Annotated in this window: 16 protein-coding genes; 10 read left to right on the forward strand and 6 right to left on the reverse strand. The window is 54.8% G+C overall.

Annotated features, from left to right (window positions below; all coding sequences use genetic code 11):
• Positions 1–9: 9 nt before the first annotated feature.
• The 3 genes from B1C80_RS22890 to B1C80_RS22900 all read left to right on the forward strand — a co-directional run bounded on the left by B1C80_RS22890 (position 10) and on the right by B1C80_RS22900 (position 2,366).
• Positions 10–546, forward strand: coding sequence for a DUF1599 domain-containing protein (locus B1C80_RS22890; protein WP_077923610.1), 537 nt, complete (start codon positions 10–12; stop codon positions 544–546).
• 99 nt (positions 547–645) lie between these two features.
• Positions 646–1,791 (forward strand): BT_3928 family protein, encoded by a 1,146-nt coding sequence (locus B1C80_RS22895; RefSeq protein WP_077923554.1) that lies wholly within the window; start codon positions 646–648, stop codon positions 1,789–1,791.
• 68 nt (positions 1,792–1,859) lie between these two features.
• On the forward strand, positions 1,860–2,366 hold the full coding sequence (locus B1C80_RS22900; RefSeq protein ID WP_077923555.1) for a shikimate kinase: 507 nt from the start codon (positions 1,860–1,862) through the stop codon (positions 2,364–2,366).
• A 73-nt stretch (positions 2,367–2,439) separates the two neighbouring features.
• Here B1C80_RS22900 and B1C80_RS22905 read toward each other — a convergent pair whose 3' ends face one another.
• On the reverse strand, positions 2,440–3,987 hold the full coding sequence (locus tag B1C80_RS22905; RefSeq protein WP_077923556.1) for a hypothetical protein: 1,548 nt from the start codon (positions 3,985–3,987) through the stop codon (positions 2,440–2,442).
• Between the two features lie 139 nt (positions 3,988–4,126).
• A complete protein-coding gene (locus B1C80_RS22910; protein WP_077923557.1) occupies positions 4,127–5,458 on the reverse strand; it encodes a hypothetical protein in 1,332 nt (443 codons plus the stop codon).
• A 265-nt stretch (positions 5,459–5,723) separates the two neighbouring features.
• Between B1C80_RS22910 and proS the strand changes: the two genes are divergently transcribed.
• The 3 genes from proS to B1C80_RS22925 all read left to right on the forward strand — a co-directional run bounded on the left by proS (position 5,724) and on the right by B1C80_RS22925 (position 8,546).
• The gene (gene proS, locus B1C80_RS22915) at positions 5,724–7,196 is read left to right on the forward strand and encodes a proline--tRNA ligase (protein WP_077923558.1); all 1,473 of its coding nucleotides are present in this window, start codon (positions 5,724–5,726) and stop codon (positions 7,194–7,196) included.
• A 189-nt stretch (positions 7,197–7,385) separates the two neighbouring features.
• Positions 7,386–8,033, forward strand: coding sequence for a thioredoxin family protein (locus B1C80_RS22920; RefSeq protein WP_077923559.1), 648 nt, complete (start codon positions 7,386–7,388; stop codon positions 8,031–8,033).
• 60 nt (positions 8,034–8,093) lie between these two features.
• Positions 8,094–8,546: a peptidylprolyl isomerase gene (locus tag B1C80_RS22925; protein ID WP_077923560.1), complete on the forward strand. Its 453-nt coding sequence runs from the start codon at positions 8,094–8,096 to the stop codon at positions 8,544–8,546.
• A 69-nt stretch (positions 8,547–8,615) separates the two neighbouring features.
• On the opposite strand, the gene B1C80_RS22930 is transcribed toward B1C80_RS22925, so the two are convergent.
• Together B1C80_RS22930 and B1C80_RS22935 are read right to left on the reverse strand one after the other, a co-directional pair.
• The gene (locus B1C80_RS22930; protein WP_077923561.1) at positions 8,616–9,023 is read right to left on the reverse strand and encodes a hypothetical protein; all 408 of its coding nucleotides are present in this window, start codon (positions 9,021–9,023) and stop codon (positions 8,616–8,618) included.
• On the reverse strand, positions 9,004–9,909 hold the full coding sequence (locus tag B1C80_RS22935; protein ID WP_139361716.1) for a hypothetical protein: 906 nt from the start codon (positions 9,907–9,909) through the stop codon (positions 9,004–9,006). The genes B1C80_RS22930 and B1C80_RS22935 overlap by 20 nt, the downstream gene beginning before the upstream one ends.
• Before the next feature lie 118 nt (positions 9,910–10,027).
• On the opposite strand from B1C80_RS22935, the gene uvsE reads away from it, so the two are divergent.
• Positions 10,028–11,002, forward strand: a complete 975-nt coding sequence (gene uvsE, locus B1C80_RS22940; RefSeq protein ID WP_077923563.1) for a UV DNA damage repair endonuclease UvsE — start codon at positions 10,028–10,030, stop codon at positions 11,000–11,002.
• A gap of 166 nt (positions 11,003–11,168) precedes the next feature.
• Here the strand turns inward: uvsE and B1C80_RS22945 are convergent, their stop codons facing one another.
• Positions 11,169–11,771 (reverse strand): hypothetical protein, encoded by a 603-nt coding sequence (locus B1C80_RS22945; RefSeq protein ID WP_077923564.1) that lies wholly within the window; start codon positions 11,769–11,771, stop codon positions 11,169–11,171.
• 307 nt (positions 11,772–12,078) lie between these two features.
• On the reverse strand, positions 12,079–13,080 hold the full coding sequence (locus tag B1C80_RS22950; RefSeq protein WP_077923565.1) for a bestrophin family protein: 1,002 nt from the start codon (positions 13,078–13,080) through the stop codon (positions 12,079–12,081).
• Positions 13,081–13,243: 163 nt separating this feature from the next.
• Here B1C80_RS22950 and B1C80_RS22955 point away from each other — a divergent pair, with 163 nt between their 5' ends.
• From B1C80_RS22955 to yidC, 3 genes are all read left to right on the forward strand, one after another.
• Positions 13,244–14,053, forward strand: a complete 810-nt coding sequence (locus tag B1C80_RS22955) for an SDR family oxidoreductase (RefSeq protein ID WP_077923566.1) — start codon at positions 13,244–13,246, stop codon at positions 14,051–14,053.
• 218 nt (positions 14,054–14,271) lie between these two features.
• Complete coding sequence (locus B1C80_RS22960) at positions 14,272–15,975, forward strand: CTP synthase (protein ID WP_077923567.1); 1,704 nt, start codon at positions 14,272–14,274, stop codon at positions 15,973–15,975.
• A gap of 130 nt (positions 15,976–16,105) precedes the next feature.
• Positions 16,106–17,977 carry a membrane protein insertase YidC gene (gene yidC / locus B1C80_RS22965; RefSeq protein WP_077923568.1) on the forward strand — a complete coding sequence of 624 codons (1,872 nt, stop codon included), beginning with the start codon at positions 16,106–16,108 and terminating at the stop codon, positions 17,975–17,977.
• Positions 17,978–18,051 lie beyond the last annotated feature (74 nt).

Genomic DNA, 18,051 nt, shown 5'->3' on the forward strand with positions numbered 1-18,051 from the left:
CAAATGACGATGTCAGAAACCGAAACTCAATATCGGCAGGTTATCCAGCGTTGCAAGGATCTCTTCCTGAAGAAAAATAAAGATTACGGCACTGCCTGGCGAATACTGCGGCTGCCCAGCATCACCGATCAGATCTACATCAAAGCCCAGCGGATTCGCACCCTGCAGGAAACCGGTATCAGCAAAGTAGGTGAGGGCATCGAGCCGGAATTTGTCGGGATTATCAACTACTGCGTCATGGCGCTCATCCAGCTCGCCCTGCAGAATGACAGCCGAACCGACCTGCCCACCGACGAACTCGAACACCATTACGACGAACAGATTGGCCGGGTTATTGATCTGCTCTTTGCCAAGAATCACGATTACGGCGAGGCCTGGCGCGACATGCGGGTCAGCTCGATGACAGACATCATCCTGATGAAACTGCTCCGAACCAAGCAAATAGAAGATAATCAGGGAAACACCCTGGTATCGGAAGGGGTTGATGCCAATTATATGGATATGATCAATTACGCCGTTTTCTGTTTAATCAAACTGACCCATTAAGACTGACCGACGAAGGGAGTCCGCAACCGGCCTTCTTTATTCAGAAGCCTGTTGGCCTCTTCCTTGTCGATATACCTTGTTCATCACCTGCTGCTTCGTATGAACCCCACTGCCACCCCGCCTAAACTGAAGACCGGTACCCCGCCTATGTTATGGGCAGCCCGGATTGCCCGCTTCCTGGTCGGTGCGATCTTTATTTTCTCCGGACTCATCAAACTCAACGACCCGGTTGGCACCCAGATCAAGTTTGAGGAATATTTCGAAGTCTTTGCCCAGGACGTGCCGCTACTGCATGACTTTTTCATGGCGCTGGTGCCGTTTACGCTGGCGATGTCGGTGTTGTTCTGCGCGGCCGAAATCATTCTTGGGGTTGCCCTGCTGGCTTCGTATAAGCCCAAGCTGACGACCTGGCTGCTGTTTTTCCTGATTGCCTTCTTTACATTCCTGACTTTCTATTCGGCCTATTTTAATCGGGTAACCGACTGCGGTTGTTTCGGGGATGCGATCAAACTAAAACCCTGGACCTCGTTCGGGAAAGATGTGGTCCTGACCATACTGATCCTGTTTATCATCGGCCACCGGAATCGGATCAAGCCACGAAAAACAGGCTGGCTGGTCGCACTTACTACCCTGCTGACTCTGGGACTGGGGATTTACGCCATTCAGTTCTTGCCACCCCTCGATCTGCTGCCGTATGCCGTCGGTAAAAGCATTCCAGCTCAGATGAAGCCGTCGGAGCCGCTACGGTACCGGTACATCATGGAAAAAGAAGGCAAAACGGCCGAATTTGACCAATACCCTACCGATCCGAGCTACAAATTCAAAGAAATGGTGCTGGTGAATGAAAACGCCAAGCCCAAAATCACCGACTATCGGGTCTGGAACGACGAGGGTGACTTTACGCAGCAGACATTTGAGGGGAACCGGTTGTTCGTCATCGTGAAGAATACGAACGACATTGACGCCGGTAGCATCCCGGCCATTCGGTCGCTGGTAGAAGGGCTGAAAGGGTCGGGGGTTACGCCCGCGCTGCTGACGTCGGTGAGCGACGGGGAGATCAACGCTTTCCTGAATGAATACCAGCTGACAGGTTTACCCTATTACAAAGTAGATGGCACCGTGCTGAAAACAATCATGCGGTCGAACCCCGGCACCTGGCTCCTCAAAGACGGCGTGGTTCGCGGCAAATGGCACTTCAACACCACCCCCGACGCAGCCGTTGTTAAGCAGTTAGTGAATGGGTGAATGAGTGATTGAGTGAAACCTTCGGTACTACCACTCAATCACCCATTCACTCATTGTCATCCTGAGACATGAAGAATATTTTCCTGATTGGTATGCCATCGTCGGGCAAGAGTACGGTGGGGAAGCGTATGGCCGATGCGTTGCGCTGTCGTTTCGTCGACACCGATAAAATGATTGTTCGGGAGGAGGGCCGGTCAATTGCTGACATTTTTGCAACCGATGGCGAAGCGTACTTTCGGGAGGCTGAACGGCGGGTATTGCGCACCATCCGCCCGGGGCAGAGCCTGGTTGTGTCGACGGGGGGCGGTATGCCCTGCTTTCACGATAATATGGCGTATATCAACGCTACTGGTTTGTCTGTGTTTCTGGATGTGCCCGTAGAGACGCTGGTACGGCGGATGCTGGCCCATAACACCGATGACCGGCCATTGTATCGCTCCAACGATCCCGAGCTGCTGGCAACCCTGCAGCAGCGTTATCAGGATCGGCTGCCCTTTTACCGGCAGGCCACGCTCACTGTGCCCGGCGAGACCACGGCCGAAAAAGTATTGCTGCAGGTGGGAGCCTGGCTGTAAGCAAACTTTTCCGGGCCTAAAAAAGGAGTCAGACCAGATCTGACTCCTTTTTTTAGTACTCGTGCGAAACGGATTAGAAGAACGTGCCGACCGATAAGGTCACGTTGGTATTGTTGTTCGTAATCTGGGCGGAACCGTAATCGGCTGAGTTGGGCAGGGTATAGGGGGTGAAGGCCGACTTGAAGGTGTTGTAAGTGCCCGAAACATCGGCAAAGAAACGCTCGTTGCGAAGACCCACGCCACCCGAGAGCAGCAGCCGGCTCCGGTCGATGTTGTCCAGCCGGGAGATGTACGGATCAGGTAGGTAAGCGGCCCCACCCCGAATCCGGAACTGACCCGCGCGGAACTCTGCTCCGCCCCGGAAGTTAATCACATTCTGATAGGTGGTCTGTACCGAGTTGCGTACATCGTTCCGGAAATCGCTGTTGGCCTGCGCATTGCTGTTGTCAGTCGTGTTGGCGCGAATGCCACCGTAGCCGACGTATTCGGCCGATGCGGTCAGGAAACCAATCTTACCTTTCCCCAAAAACACCGTCGCTCCACCCGACGCCCGGAATGGCGAAGTAATGCTATAGTTGAAATCATTGGGATATACATCGACCGCATTGCCGATCAACGGCAGAGCCGGGTCGCGGGCTACCACGCTCAGGCCCTGGTTGAACGTTTCCCGGATGCTCATGAACGTAGGGGTAGCTACGGTAGCTCCCAGTTGCAGCTCGGGAGTCAGTTTATAGATAGCCCCTACCGATAGGTTGAAGCCATTACCCCGAACTGTTAGCCGATCCCGCTGGGAATAGTTATCAAACGTTTGACCATTTACGATGAACTCCGTCAGCACATTCTCCGAGTTGTACCGCACGCTCGACAGGCCGACGTTAACGCCCAGGTAGAGTTTATCGTCCAGGTTACCGGCATAGGCGAACGTCCACTGCGACTGCGACCCGGTTGACTCGAAGGTGTTGCGTTGATCGCGGGGACGGTTGGCATCGAACCGGGAGAATGGAGCACCGCTGTCATTCTGGCCAATCGGGCTGCCATTGACCAGGAATAACTGGTAGGCAGCTGCCAGCAGGTCGGTGGCCTGATTCGTGTTCGGATCATACTCGGCGTCGATCTGGCTACCCGTAACATTGCGGGCGTTGGCATCCAGAATAATAGGATCTACGAAGGAAGAGCGGTTATTACGCCCCTGAAACGTAAATCGGTTGAAGTAATTGATATTCTGGTGGTACCCTACGCCAAACGTTGTCCGGCGCCACCGCCGGTTACCGTTGTCGCCCCCGGCAAAAATCAACCCCAGCTGACCCACCGAAAACTTGGCTCCATTTTCGGACAGGGAACTGCCCAGAAACGACGCCTGGCTGCTGTTTAGGTTGAGCGTTGGGCTGATGCTGATCTCGGAGCGGTTGTAGAATCCCAGGCCGGCCGGGTTGCCAAACAAAGAGCTGGCATCGCCACCGAGGGCGGCCTGGTTGCCACCTAATCCGCGAAAACGGGCAGTACCGGTCTGCTGAATCTCGGAGAAGCGAAAGGCCTCTCCGGAATAGATATCGCCGGTCTGGCCAAAGGAGGCTCCTGCGCCGAGGAGCATTCCTGAGAGTAGTAAGAGCTTATTCTTCATGGAAGTGGTTGTCGTGAATCCGTTTTTTGCCCTTTGACAGGGGTCGCCCGGCAATGTTTAACGGTAGTACTGCTAATAACGAAAAAACCCGCCGTTTGTCGCAAACGGCGGGTTTTTTTATGGGTAAACGAAGCGGTTGTTAGCGTGGGCCGCGCGAACCGCCACCACCACCGCCGGAGTATCCACCGCCACCGCTGCTGCTACCGCCCCGCGAACCTCCGCTGTAGGAGGGAGCAGGAGCTGAATAGCTGGGTTGGCTTGGCTGGCTGTAGGTACGTGACTGATTCTGATAGCTCGGCGCGCTATACGTGCGCTGTGGCTGGCTTGGCTGGCTGTAGCTGCTGCGGCCACTGCTGTAGCTGCCCGAACCCGAACTGCTGGGGGGCGTATAGCTACCCCGGCTGTTCTGACGGGGGGCTGCATAGTAGTCACTGCTCGACCCGCTACCGCTATACGAAGGCGTAGGCCGGTTGCTATAGGTCGGCGTTGTCGTGCTGCTGGCCCGGCCACCGCTGACCGACGAGCCGTTGTCGTAGTAGTAGGCGCCCCGGCTGTTACGACGCGGAGCGGCATAGGTACCCGAACCGGTGTTGTTGCTGTATACTGGACTGCTGCCCGAGCCACTGTAGCTACCCGACCGACCGCCGTTGTTGGCATTAGCCGAGCGCGGGGTGTTTACGAAGCCGTTGTTGTACCGACCCGATGAGCCGCCTGTACGGGCACCGTAGGTCCGGTTGACGCGGTACGGATCTGCGCCGACCACGGTTACGTTGTTGACGTACACCGGACGACCCCATCCACCGCCCCAGCCTCCTCCGTAGAAGGAGTTGAAACCACCGAAACCATACGGGCTGAAGAACGGATCGTAGAAGCCGCCACCGTAACCGAAGGGCGAGTAGAACGGGCTGTACGCCATCGAACTGCCCCAGAACGGATCGTAAAAGCCGCCGTAGCCAAACCGGTTGAAGCCCCAGGGCGAATAGCCGAAAGCGCCGACACCCAACCCGATGTTGAAGCCGTTAAAGAAGCCCATGTTGTTGAAGCCCCAGCGATTCCAGCTCAGAGCTGACGTTTGCGCTGCGTTGTAGCCATTGACAAAGCCGGAGTTATAGGCGTTCGTGCCGCTGTCGTTCCAGCCCGGATCCGGCGAAAGACCCCGATTCAATTTGCGGGTGCTCAGCTCCGAGTAATACTCGTCCGCATTGGCATTGTAGCCCTGCTGTTCGTCGTTGAGGGCGTAGTCCGGATTGTCGTTGCGGCCCAACCGCTGTTGCCGCTGCTGCCGACTGGGGCGTTGCGCTACCGACGACGCGTCGGACGAATTGTCGGCGTACACTACTGCGTTGGCAGAATTGCCGTACAAGTCATCCACTTCGCCGGTGTTCTGGGCTGTCTGGCGGCTGGATGAACAGCTCCAGAAACCCATCAGCACGGCCAGCGTGAGATAGCTGTATATGCGTTGTTTGTTCATTTGGCAAGGGAATTTTCGTAGTAAAACCTGTCGGACCAACCGCCGTATGCACATAACACGGATGTGGATCGTTTGATTACAAAAATAGGATAAAAACCTATCTTTGCAACTTTTCATTCATTAGATTCTAATTAGAATCGAAGGGTTTAAACCGTATTCAAAAAAAGTATTAAGGTTTCGGTACGGGTCTTCGATCAGCAGCGTTCAGCCACCCGGTTCTGAACAGCGGTTGGTCGAGAATCGGCGGCCGAAATCCCCTCCCGTCATGGCAAAAGCAATTCCTTCCCGTAGTGAGAATTATTCCGAGTGGTACAATGAACTGATCAAGAAGGCCGATCTGGCCGAAAACTCAGCCGTACGGGGCTGTATGGTGATCAAACCCTATGGCTTTTCCATCTGGGAAAAAATGCAGCGGGCGCTGGATGATATGTTCAAGGAAACCGGCCACCAGAATGCATACTTCCCGTTGTTCATCCCAAAGTCCTACCTGAGCAAAGAAGCCAGTCACGTTGAAGGGTTCGCCAAAGAATGCGCGGTGGTGACCCACTACCGGCTGAAGAACGCTGAAGACGGCTCGGGCGTAATCGTCGATCCGGAGGCAAAACTGGAAGAGGAACTGATCGTACGGCCCACCTCGGAAACGGTCATCTGGAGTACCTACAAAAACTGGATCCAGAGTTACCGGGATCTGCCCCTGCTCATCAACCAGTGGGCCAATGTCGTGCGGTGGGAAATGCGCACGCGGATCTTTCTGCGCACGTCCGAATTTCTCTGGCAGGAAGGGCACACTGCCCACGCCACTGCCGACGAAGCCCAGGCCGAAACCCATCAGATGCTTGAGGTATATGCCCGGTTTGCTGAAGAGTGGATGGCAATGCCGGTGGTGAAAGGACATAAAACCCCAAACGAGCGATTTGCCGGCGCCGAAGACACCCTGTGTATCGAGGCTATGATGCAGGATGGCAAAGCCCTGCAGGCGGGCACCTCGCACTTCCTGGGGCAGAACTTTGCCAAGGCCTTCGACGTGCAGTTCCTGAGCAAACAGAATCAGCTGGATTATGTGTGGGGTACGTCATGGGGGGTGTCGACCCGCCTGATGGGGGCCCTGATCATGGCCCATTCCGATGACGACGGCCTGGTTCTGCCGCCCAAACTCGCGCCCATTCAGGTAGTTATTGTGCCGATCTATCGCAACGACGAGCAGCTGGACGCCCTGTCGGCCAAGCTGAAACCGCTGGTTGCTGAGCTGCGTAAGGCGGGCATATCGGTCAAATACGACGACTCAGATGCCAACAAGCCCGGCTGGAAATTTGCCGAGTATGAACTCCGTGGCGTACCGATTCGGTTGGCCATGGGTGGCCGCGATCTGGAAAACGGAACCATAGAAATGGCTCGCCGGGATCTTAAAACCAAGGAAACAGTTCCCTTCGAAGGACTGACCGAACGCATTCAGGCGCTGCTGGAGGATATTCAGCAGACGATCTACAACAAAGCCAGCCGCTTCCGGCAGGAAAACACCTTCCGGGTCGATACGTTTGCTGACTTTCAGGAGCAAATTGAGAAAGGTGGCTTTATCCTGGCGCACTGGGATGGCACATCGGAGACCGAGGAAGCCATCAAGGAGGCTACCAAAGCCACGATTCGCTGTATTCCCTTCGATCAGGAAGCTGAAGAAGGCGTATGTATCTTCTCCGGCAAACCATCGGCCGGCCGGGTCGTGTTTGCCCGCGCGTACTAACAAACAGCCCGTTAGCGGTTTGTCTGCATGGGTCGGTGGCTGTCGGTCGCCGGCCCATGCTGCGTTTTTGAACGGCTCGCAGCCACTGCCAAGGCCAGGAGGACTCCCGTCGATTGTTGACCCCATCGATAATCCTGAACGAAACCAGGTCACCCGGCTGTTGCTGTGGAAAACACATCCGTTGATCATATGCAAATCGCTTCTCCGCTCATTACGTCCGAACTGATCGCGTCAGCACTGACGTATGAGCAGTATGTCCAGCTTTCGACCGACCTGTTTGCCCAGGGGCTAACCACCTCCGATGACCCGCACTACAACACCCCCGAAATCCTCGGCTATACCAAGCTGAATCTGCACCGCATGAGTCGCCTGAACAGACTGACGGTGGTGTCCGATGATCTGAAAAACGCGTTGGCCCAGCTTTCCGAACCGTGGATATGGCTGGTCCTGACCGAGTCATGGTGTGGGGATGCCGCTCAACTGATTCCCGTACTACACCGGATCGCGGGGGAGACAGATCGGATACGTCTTCGGTTTCTGTTGCGGGATAAAAACCCCGGCCTGATGAATGATTACCTGACCAACGGGGGGCGCTCGATTCCCAAGTTGATCTGCCTGCGCGAAATACCAATCACCCGGCCCGCGTACGAAGAAATTGGTACCTGGGGGCCACGGCCAGCCGGACTCCAGGCCCGTATGCAAACCTGGAAAACCGAGCAGTTACCCCTTTCAGAAGCCGTTGAGCGGGCCCAGCGGTGGTATAACGAAGACCATACTCAATCTACCCAGGCTGAACTTTTGGCCGCCATAACGAGTTGGTCAAAAATTAGCGTATAGCTAACGGCTTGCCGGAAGTTTCGGTAGGTTTGCGGCTGCTTTTACAAAACCAACCCAATTATGGCACAAGCAAAATCCGGCGACACCGTTCAGGTGCATTATACCGGCACCCTGACCGATGGTACGATTTTCGATTCGTCGGCCGGCCGCACCCCCCTTGAATTTACGGTCGGTAGCGGCCAGGTCATCAAAGGCTTCGATGATGGCGTGGCGGGCATGAGCCAGGGCGAAAAGAAAACCATCAATATCCCGGTGGAAGACGCCTACGGCCCGGCCAATGAAGACATGATTTTTACGCTGAATCGCTCCGATATTCCCGATGATATCCCGCTCGAGTTAGGCATGACCCTGAATATGCACGAAGACGGTAATCCACGTCCCATTCCTGTTATCGTACGCGATTTGACGGATACCAGTGTGACGCTTGATGCGAACCACCCGCTGGCAGGCCAGGATCTCGTATTCGAGGTTGAACTGGTCGGGGTGAAATCGGCTTCGGGTCTGATTCTGTAACGCGTCAGTACCAGTGGCAGCGGCCTGTTACCGGAGTTCTTTGATCTCCGGTAACAGGCCGCTCCGTTGTCAGGTCGTTTCTTCGCTCATGCTCAACAGATCGCCCAGCTCGCGCAGTGCCGTCTGGATGCCCCGCAGATTGGCCCGGGCAATGTAGGAGGCCAAAGCCACCGTAATGGCCCCAATGTTCAGGGCAATGGTCAGGTTACGAATACGCTTCAGGCTGTCCTGTGCATCGGTGGTAGCCTGCTGAATGCGGGCAATCAGCTCAGCAGCGTCCCGAAAAGCCGGGCGAACGGCCAGGGTCTGCAAATCCTGAGCCCGGTTTAATAAACTACTTTGATAGGCGTTCAGATCCAGGTGTTGCTCGACCGTCAGGTCGGGCCAGTGGCTAACCTGAAACTCGTTCAACGACCGGGCCAGGCTCCGGTATCCGTTGGCGAGCTCGACGATTTGTTCAGGGGACAAGTCTTCCATAAGCGGGCCTAAGTTGCTCTAGATCAGTATGAAGTTGTTGGAGAGTGGCAACGTAACCACCCAGGCTTGAGACGAGGTCTTTCCGGGTCAGGTGGTTACGACTGGCGTAAAGTTGGTCATAGCCGGCCCGGATGGTGCTGAGCGTTTTCACGTGCGTTTGAACGGCCTGCCTGTTGAGCTCGGTCTCCTGGCTGGTGCGTAGCCATTGCTGAGCGAGTTCACGCTTCTGGGTATACGACAGGGCCGGGTCCCGAATCAGTCCGTTCTTATACGTGTTATACTGCTGCTCCCGACTGATGGCCACGACATCGGCCAGTCGCTCGTGGGCGAAGATCAGTACGCCGAGTACCTGCCTGACATCCGGATAGCTTTGATTCAGCAGGGCTTTGAGGGTACGTTGCCGGTAGCCACTCGTGGCCAGGGTGCCGACTACCGACAGCACCCGGTTAAACGCAACGGTTTCTTCGGGGGTTAGTTTGACCACCGATCCCTGCATGAACGCATCGAATGAAGCCGATTTCAGCTGAACCGGTTTAAACGAACTGCCCGTGGCCGATAAAGCCGCTATTCCCTTGAAATAGTTGACCAGCAACGTTGTTCCGGCCAGCATCAGACTATCGGCCCGGCGGTACGACGCCAGCGAGTCGCGACCGACCTCACTGTCAAAATCGAGTCCGATAACAGGAATCCGGTTGAATGGATGTCGACTGAGCGAATCGGTCAGGGTTCGGTACCGGTAGATTCGTTCAAACGTTACGGGCAGGGCAGGACTGGGTTGCAGACCCGCCTGGGTGGCCGTGCTGAACGTGTTTACTGATTTTATGTTCAGGCAACTCGTTAGCAGCAATGCACACGATCCTACCCAGAAAGGGTATAGTTTTTTCATCGGAATAGACTCCGTTAGGTTGGAAAAATAAGCGGTTGTAACCGAATGTGGGCAGGTTTTCGGGACTTTTGAACGAACGGTCAGTAAACCAGGATGCCTCTGTTCCGGTTTTACCCTTATGATCGATTCATCACCTACTGTTGGTTACGCCTGTATCAACCTCAATTTACAGGCTAACAAAATCATGACCAACCGGGGCATGATCAAAAAAACGTTCCAGAGCCGCGGCCTGGCCTATGCCTCGGAACTGGCTCTGAAAAACGTACAGGACCTGCTTACAATCGTTGACTGGAACCTGGAGCACGGATTTCGGCTGTTTCGGGTGTCGTCGGATCTGTTTCCCTGGGCCTCGGAATATAAGATTGCCGAGTTACCCGACTTCATGGAGATTCGGGCCACGCTGGAAGAGATTGGTAGTCGCCCCATTCGGCTAACGGTACATCCCGGGCCGTTTAATCATCTTGCGGGGCAGGGAAGCGTGCTGACCAACACGATCAAGGACCTGGAATACCATGCCGATGTATTCGACCTGATGGGACTGACGCCATCGCACTGGAACAAAATCAACATTCACCTGGGCGGCACCTACGGCGATAAAATGGCCACTATAGATCGGTTTTGCGCCAATTTCAACCGCCTGTCAGAAAACCTGCGTGCCCGGCTAACGGTCGAGAATGACGATCGCCCCAGTCTGTACTCGGTTCGGGATCTGGTGCCGGTTCATGAGCGGATCGGAACCCCCATCGTCTTCGATTATTTTCACCACTCACTTCACCCCGACGGACTCACCGAGCAGGAAGCCTTCCTGATGGCCTACGATACCTGGGATGTTCGGCCGGTGGTTCATTATTCCAACTCGCGCCGGGATTACGAAGACCCTAAAGCCCGCGCCGAAGCGCATGCGGACTGGCTCTACACGCCCGCCAATACGTACGGTCGCGAAGTCGATATCGTATTCGAGTCTAAAATGAAAGAACTCTCCATTATGCGGCTGCGTGGCGACGAACCCGACCTGACTCCCCAACTCGAACGGCTCATCAACCAGCAGAAAAAGAAGGACCCCGAGAATCCGCCGGCCGAAGTGGTAGGATGATCGGGACGCTCACAGTGGGAAAGTGACGCCAAAAAAATCCCGCTGCTCTCGGGAGAAAGCAGCGGGAGGTTCTGGTAGTGGGTGAGCCGTCCTGTCCGAAAAGACGGCTCATCAAGTCGTGAAATGGTACTGGGAAACTAGATACTGGATGACTCGCTGAAACGAACTAGCGAACGTCGATCCGCGAGGTAAACTGCTTTTGATCAGGACCTACCACAAACGTGTACGAACCGGCGGGCAGTGACGACAGGTCGAACCGACGAACCGACCCTTTGAACGTATCGGTATATACCGGGTTGCTCTGCGCATCGTAGATGACTACGTTGGCGTGATCGACGTTTGTAGCCGGCAGGCTTACTTCTATTTTATTTTTCTCGTACGCCGTCAGGGTTGGCTGCGTGAGCTGCTGCAGGTTGCGCTCGTCGATGGTCAGCGTATTCCCTTTGATGGTCAGCGCCTGCGACATCCACCAGGCGTTGTTGCCGGCCGTGATGTAGTACTGTCCATCGGGAAGGCTGTTGAGGTTAAACGACGTCATGGCCTGTTTCTGGCCTTTCGTTTCACCGCGGTAAAGCACGTTGCCGTCGGCGTCGATGATAGCGACATCTACGGGCAGACTTGCCTGTGTATACAAACGAACTTTTTTGCTTTCGGACTTCACGACTTTCACCCCACTAACTCCCGAACCTGTGTCAGCTTTTGCACCTCCCATGCCAGCCAGACTCCATACTGATAGCAGTACAGCAATTGATAAACGGAACTGTTTCATTGTGGTTTGAAATTTGGTTTTACCGTGACAAAGGTGTGGCTGTCAGCCGGCTAAATGCAAGTGTCGAACCCGTCAGAAAGTCCTGTTTTTCAAAGATTCCTCTTAAAAGTCAATTCGTTATAAACAGAATAGTGCGATTATCGGAAAAGTACAACAAGTCCCTATAAATGGCATGTGATTTGTATTTTTCCAATAATTTGAAAAGATTGGACTTCGCCGTTACCGCACGCTATTTTTCATGGTAAGAATCCAATTTTATAAAAATGATGATAAACCGGAACCTGTGCTGCAGTCCGTCGGGGGGGCCTTACATCAGGATATTATTGACGGCCTGAACCCGTTTCGGGAGTTCGGTTTCACCCAGCATGTCGCGCAGATCGATCTCGATATTGCGGCATATGGCAGTCATGGGTATATCATTAATGCTGTTTTCGAAAGGGTTCTCGCTGGTATCTCCCACAATCTCCATGGTATTGAAAATCCAGGCGATGACGGTGAAGAAGGGTACGGTCAGCCAGATGTGCCAGCCGCTGAATTTGGCCATTTCGCTGAGCAGGCCGTAGGGGAGGACCAGAATAAACAGCCAGGTGAAGAGGTAGCTGAAGAACGCATACTGCCTGGGAAACGGAAACGACTTAATCCGTTCGCAGGCACCCTGCTGGTTGTAAAATTCAACCAGCATCCGCTCCAGATCGACGTGGTAGAAATCGCTCAGGTAACCCCGATCGCGCAGGTCGCGCAGTTGAGCCGACTGCTGCCGAAGCAGGTAAGTGGCCGGGTTGGGGTGTTTGATAATGGCCTCAACTTCATCGTCGGACAGGAATCGGCTCAGTTCCTTATCCAGGCTGCATTGTTTGAACTCTTTGATGCGCTCAATGACCTCATGAGCCGGGTCGTGATGAAGATCCCAGACGGGTTTTTGCCGCAGCTGTACCCGAATAGCGGTCAGGTAAGCCAAATGCCTATATACCAGGTCGCGATGGGCCAGGCGGGGTAGTGGGTCATCGGCATCGGCCGCTGTTACGTAGTCGAGCACCATGATACCCCAGGAGCGGCTCGCGTTGGTCAGGCTTCCCCAAATCCGGCGAGCCTCCCACAGACGGTCGTACGACGAATTGTTCTTGAAGCCGACGTAAAAGGCAACGGCCGTACCGATGGTCGCTACGGGTACAAACGGAATGGCCAGAAACGTGCAGTCAGCAAAGGTGTAGAGGGTGCAGATCAGCGTTGAATAAACAAAAAACAGCAAGACGGCGCGCCAGGCGAACGGAAACACGATGGCGAATGGAACACGTTTTGTAGTGAACATGGGCAGAAGGAGGTCCTGAATTGTAAGAAAGCGATACGTAGACAGAGGCCAGCGTGGCTGATAAAGAACCGCTTTGGCGCTTGATTACAATAATCGGAGCCAAACGGATCGAAAACAAAATCTGTCCGATTGTCTTACTAAGAATATAACAAGCTGGTAAAGTATGCAGGACGTATTAAAAGGACAGATTGCTGTCGTTACAGGAGCAAGCAGCGGCATCGGAACGGGAGTGGCCAAATCCCTGGCGCAGGCCGGCGCTACGGTTGTTGTCAACTATTCATCATCGAAAAGCCAGCTGGCCGCCCAGGCGGTGCTGGACGAAATTACCAGTGCCGGGGGCAGCGGTATGATCGCCCAGTGTGACGTCAGTAAAGAAGCCGAGGTAGAGGCTATGTTCGCGGAGGTCATCGCGCGATATGGTACGGTCGACATCCTGGTCAACAACGCCGGTCTGCAGCGGGATGCCGCCTTTCACGAGCTTACCCTGGAGCAGTGGAATACCGTAATCGACGTGAACCTGACGGGGCAGTTCCTGTGTGCCCGCGCGGCCATCCGGGAGTTTCTGCGTCGCGGTCCCCGGCCGGAGGTATCGGCCGCTACGGGAAAAATCATCTGTATGAGTTCGGTGCACGAGCTGATTCCCTGGGCCGGTCATGTCAACTATGCCGCATCGAAAGGAGCCATTAAGATGTTGATGCAGTCACTGGCGCAGGAATACGGCGACCGCCAGATTCGGGTGAACAGCATCTGCCCGGGGGCCATACAGACCCCCATCAACCGCGATGCCTGGTCTACTCCGCAGGCGTACAACTCCCTGATGGGGCTTATTCCGTATAACCGGATTGGGCAACCGCAGGATATCGGTAATCTGGCCGTTTTTCTGGCTTCGGATCTGTCAGATTACATTACGGGAGCCAGTATTTTCATTGATGGAGGCATGACCGTATTTGAAAGTTTTGCCTCGGGTGGCTAGGCAAAGCCCGTAAACGTAACCCGACGAAGGGGGTTGTTGGGCCGATCGGGAAAACCAGCCGCGGATGCCGTAGAATAAATAAAAAAAAGTGGGTGGGGCCAGTAACTGAACACCAACCGCTTACGACGTCCCCCCGATTTTTTTCCGGTTGTGATCCACCCAATCCCCCTTTTTTGTCGTACCTTTATATCCCGTAACGACCAAACAAGGTTTCAATCATGGCGGCTACGGGACCCAAATCCGCAAAATATATTTTCGTCACAGGCGGGGTGACGTCATCGCTCGGCAAGGGCATTATTGCTTCTTCACTTGCCAAACTGCTGCAATCGCGCGGGCTTACAGTAACCATCCAGAAGTTCGATCCGTATATCAATATTGATCCGGGTACGCTTAATCCGTACGAACATGGAGAATGCTACGTAACCGACGACGGGGCTGAAACGGACCTCGACCTCGGCCACTACGAGCGGTTCCTGAACCGACCCACGTCGCAGGCCAACAACATCACCACCGGCCGGATCTACAACAACGTGATCACCCGCGAACGCCGGGGCGATTTTCTGGGCAAGACCGTGCAGGTCGTTCCCCACATCACCGACGAAATCAAGCGCAACATCCGGTTGCTGGGCGACACGGGCGAGTACGACATCATCATCACCGAAATTGGCGGCTGCGTGGGCGATATTGAGTCGCTACCGTTCGTGGAGGCCGTTCGCCAGCTGAAGTTCGAGCTGGGTGAGCACGATACGCTCGTTATTCACCTGACGCTGGTGCCGTATCTGCAGTCGGCGGGCGAGCTAAAGACCAAACCGACCCAGCATTCGGTCCGGATGCTGCTCGAGAATGGGGTTCAGCCTGACATCATCGTCTGCCGTACGGAGCACCCGCTGCCGCAGGACATCCGGCGGAAGATTGCGCTCTTCTGTAACGTACAGGTCAATTCGGTCATTGAAGCCATCGACGCCGAGACGATTTACGACGTCCCCCTGCTGATGCAGAAAGAACGGCTCGACCAGCGGGCGCTCTACATGCTCGATCTGTATAACGACAAAGATGCGGATCTGGATGCCTGGAAGAGTTTTCTGGGGCGGCTCAAGAACCCCGGCGACGAAGTTCGGATCGGTCTGGTGGGGAAGTACATCGAGCTGAAAGACGCCTATAAATCAATCGCCGAATCCTTCATTCATGCCGGTGCGCAGAACGAATGCAAGGTAAAGCTGGAGTGGATTCAGTCAGAAACCCTGGTCGATGAACACCACTGCGCCGACGCGCTGCGCGAGCTGGATGCGGTGCTGGTAGCCCCCGGCTTTGGCGAGCGCGGTATCGAAGGCAAGATCAATGCCGTTCGTTACGTACGGGAAAACGGGATTCCGTTCCTGGGTATATGCCTGGGTATGCAGATGGCCGTTATCGAGTATGCCCGCAACGTAATGGGTTTGGAAGACGCGCATTCTACGGAGATGGAGCCGCATACGGCCACCCCGGTTATCAGCATGATGGCCGAGCAGAAAGAAATTACCGACAAAGGCGGTACCATGCGGCTGGGGGCTTACACCTGTAAGCTCAAGCGCGATTCGCTGGCCCACCAGATTTACGGAAAAACCCAGATCAGCGAACGGCATCGGCATCGGTACGAGTTCAACAACGATTATCTGGATCAGTTTGAACGGGCCGGGCTGCGGCCAACGGGTATCAACCCGGATACGGGGCTGGTCGAAATTGTTGAACTGGCCAGTCATCCGTGGTTCGTTGGGGTTCAGTTTCACCCCGAGTTAAAAAGTACGGTCATGAATCCGCACCCGCTGTTTGTCCATTTTGTACGGGCCGCCCTGACCTACAGTCAGCAAAAACGTACCGCTGGTACGGCCGATTCTACCGCTGCTGAATCGAGGGCTGTAGAAACCGTCGACGCGGTTGATTAAGCGGGTAGATTGGCGTATTTTTGCGCAAAATAGTTTTTGGTTTGTGGTTTACAGTTGATCGATCAGTCCGGTATGCCGGGCGGGTAGTTTTCGACTGTAAACCGCAATCCGAAAGCGGAAAACTTCTAAAATGGATCGCAATCAACTTATTGGTATCGTTCTGATAATGGCCATGCTGGTCGGTTATCAGCTGCTGGTGCCAAAACCCGCACCCGATGCGGCTCAGTCCGGCAAAAAACCGGCTCAGACAACACAAACCACCCCGCCTACCACTGCCTCCGGCACCTCATCAACGGCCGCATCCACGGCCCGCCCTTCGCTTGACTCCGCCACGGCCCGCGCCCGTTTCGGCGATTTCGCCACCGTAGCCACGGGAGAAACCCGCGATGTCGTTGTGGAGAATAAAGACATGAAAGTTACCTTCAGCACGGTTGGTGGCCGGGTGAAGGAGGTAATACTGAAAAACTACAAGACCTTTGATCAGAAACCGCTGGTCCTGGTCGACGGCCGTAACAGCCAGACGCGGCTCGAACTGCCTACCAACCGCGGACCGGTAGACCTGCACCGTCTGTATTTCAAGACGTCGACCCAGAATAGCAGCGTTGGCGGTCAGGCTCAGACCATCCGTTTCACGGCCGAGGTGGCTCCGGGCCAATCCGTTGAACAGGTATATACCGTGCCGGCCGAAGGCTACGTAATCTCGTATGACCTGAAACTGAATGGGCTGGGCAATTCGGTAACCAACGATAACATCCGGTTTTACTGGCAGGACCGGATGCAGCAGTACGAAAACGATCTGGCTAACAACGTCCAGTCGGCCACGATCAACTACCTGACGGCGGACGAAAGCTTCGAGAAGCTGGCAGAAGGCACCAGTAATCAGGACGTAACGGCCGATCAGCCCGTTCAGTGGTTTACGATCAAGCACAAGTACTTCCTGGCTGGTTTTGTGGCCCGCAACGCGCCCATGCCTAAAGCCAGTTTCCAGACGCTCGTCAATCCTGACGATAAGAGCGTGGTGAAAACGGCGGTGGCTGACGTAACCCTACCCATGGCCGATGTAAAAGCCGGTAAAGGGCAATACTCATTCTACTACGGTCCCAACGATTTCCAGCTGCTGGGTACGGTAGCCCCCGAATTCGACCAGAACGTCTATCTGGGGTACTCCGTGCTGAAGCCCATCAACAAGTATTTCTTCGTGCCGGTATTCAACCTGCTGGAGAAATTTATTTCCAACTACGGCTTGCTGATTATTGCCCTGGTGGTGTTTGTAAAACTCATTCTAACACCGTTAACCTACCGTTCATACGTCAGTATGGCCAAAATGCGGGTGCTGGCGCCCGAGATCGAGGCCATCAAGGAACGGGTGGGTGACGATATGGCCAAACAGCAATCCGAGCAGATGAAGCTGTACCAAGAGGTGGGTGTCAGCCCGCTGAGCGGGTGTGTACCGGTGCTGGCTACGATGCCAATTCTGTTTGCGTTGTTCATGCTGTTTCCGAACCTGATCGAACTGCGTCAGAAGCCGTTTCTATGGGCGGGTGACCTCTCTACCTACGACGCATTCGTTACGTTCCCGGCCATTCCGTTTATCGGCAGTCACCTGAGTCTGTTCACGGTGCTGATGACAGCCTCATCGATCGCCTACGCCTACTACAACAACCAGACAACGCCTACCCAGCCGGGCCCGGTAAACATGAAGGCGCTTAGCTACGTGTTCCCGCTGATGTTCATGTTTGTGCTGAATTCGTATCCGGCGGGTCTGACGTTCTACTATTTTGTATCGAACGTAGTGACCATTGCCCAGCAGCAGCTCATTCGTCGGTTTGTTGACGAAACGAAAATCAAGGCGGTGCTGGACGACAACCGGAAGAAGAATGCCGCTGGGCAGGGCAAGAAACCGGGCGGTTTCCAGGCGCTGCTTCAGAAACAGCTGGCCGCTGCCGAAGAGGCCCGGAAACAGGCTGAAGAGGCTCAGCGCAAAGCAAAACAGAAAAAGTAAACGTCGAGATCGGCAGAATACGGTCGGATGATTTTGGCGTAAGCCCCTTCATTCGACCGTATTCCGTTGATAGC

It is taken from the genome of Spirosoma sp. 209 (assembly GCF_002006735.1).
Lineage (GTDB): Bacteria > Bacteroidota > Bacteroidia > Cytophagales > Spirosomataceae > Spirosoma > Spirosoma sordidisoli.

Excerpts from the sequence above, each read along its gene's own strand:
- B1C80_RS22900 (WP_077923555.1), top strand. The coding sequence starts at position 1,860 with ATGAAGAATATTTTCCTGATTGGTATGCCATCGTCGGGCAAGAGTACG.
- B1C80_RS22955 (WP_077923566.1), top strand. The coding sequence starts at position 13,244 with ATGCAGGACGTATTAAAAGGACAGATTGCTGTCGTTACAGGAGCAAGC.
- B1C80_RS22950 (WP_077923565.1), bottom strand. The coding sequence starts at position 13,080 with ATGTTCACTACAAAACGTGTTCCATTCGCCATCGTGTTTCCGTTCGCC.
- B1C80_RS22935 (WP_139361716.1), bottom strand. The coding sequence starts at position 9,909 with ATGAAAAAACTATACCCTTTCTGGGTAGGATCGTGTGCATTGCTGCTA.
- B1C80_RS22960 (WP_077923567.1), top strand. The coding sequence starts at position 14,272 with ATGGCGGCTACGGGACCCAAATCCGCAAAATATATTTTCGTCACAGGC.
- B1C80_RS22910 (WP_077923557.1), bottom strand. The coding sequence starts at position 5,458 with ATGAACAAACAACGCATATACAGCTATCTCACGCTGGCCGTGCTGATG.
- yidC (WP_077923568.1), top strand. The coding sequence starts at position 16,106 with ATGGATCGCAATCAACTTATTGGTATCGTTCTGATAATGGCCATGCTG.
- B1C80_RS22895 (WP_077923554.1), top strand. The coding sequence starts at position 646 with ATGAACCCCACTGCCACCCCGCCTAAACTGAAGACCGGTACCCCGCCT.
- B1C80_RS22890 (WP_077923610.1), top strand. The coding sequence starts at position 10 with ATGTCAGAAACCGAAACTCAATATCGGCAGGTTATCCAGCGTTGCAAG.
- B1C80_RS22925 (WP_077923560.1), top strand. The coding sequence starts at position 8,094 with ATGGCACAAGCAAAATCCGGCGACACCGTTCAGGTGCATTATACCGGC.
- B1C80_RS22930 (WP_077923561.1), bottom strand. The coding sequence starts at position 9,023 with ATGGAAGACTTGTCCCCTGAACAAATCGTCGAGCTCGCCAACGGATAC.
- uvsE (WP_077923563.1), top strand. The coding sequence starts at position 10,028 with ATGATCGATTCATCACCTACTGTTGGTTACGCCTGTATCAACCTCAAT.
- B1C80_RS22945 (WP_077923564.1), bottom strand. The coding sequence starts at position 11,771 with ATGAAACAGTTCCGTTTATCAATTGCTGTACTGCTATCAGTATGGAGT.
- proS (WP_077923558.1), top strand. The coding sequence starts at position 5,724 with ATGGCAAAAGCAATTCCTTCCCGTAGTGAGAATTATTCCGAGTGGTAC.
- B1C80_RS22920 (WP_077923559.1), top strand. The coding sequence starts at position 7,386 with ATGCAAATCGCTTCTCCGCTCATTACGTCCGAACTGATCGCGTCAGCA.
- B1C80_RS22905 (WP_077923556.1), bottom strand. The coding sequence starts at position 3,987 with ATGAAGAATAAGCTCTTACTACTCTCAGGAATGCTCCTCGGCGCAGGA.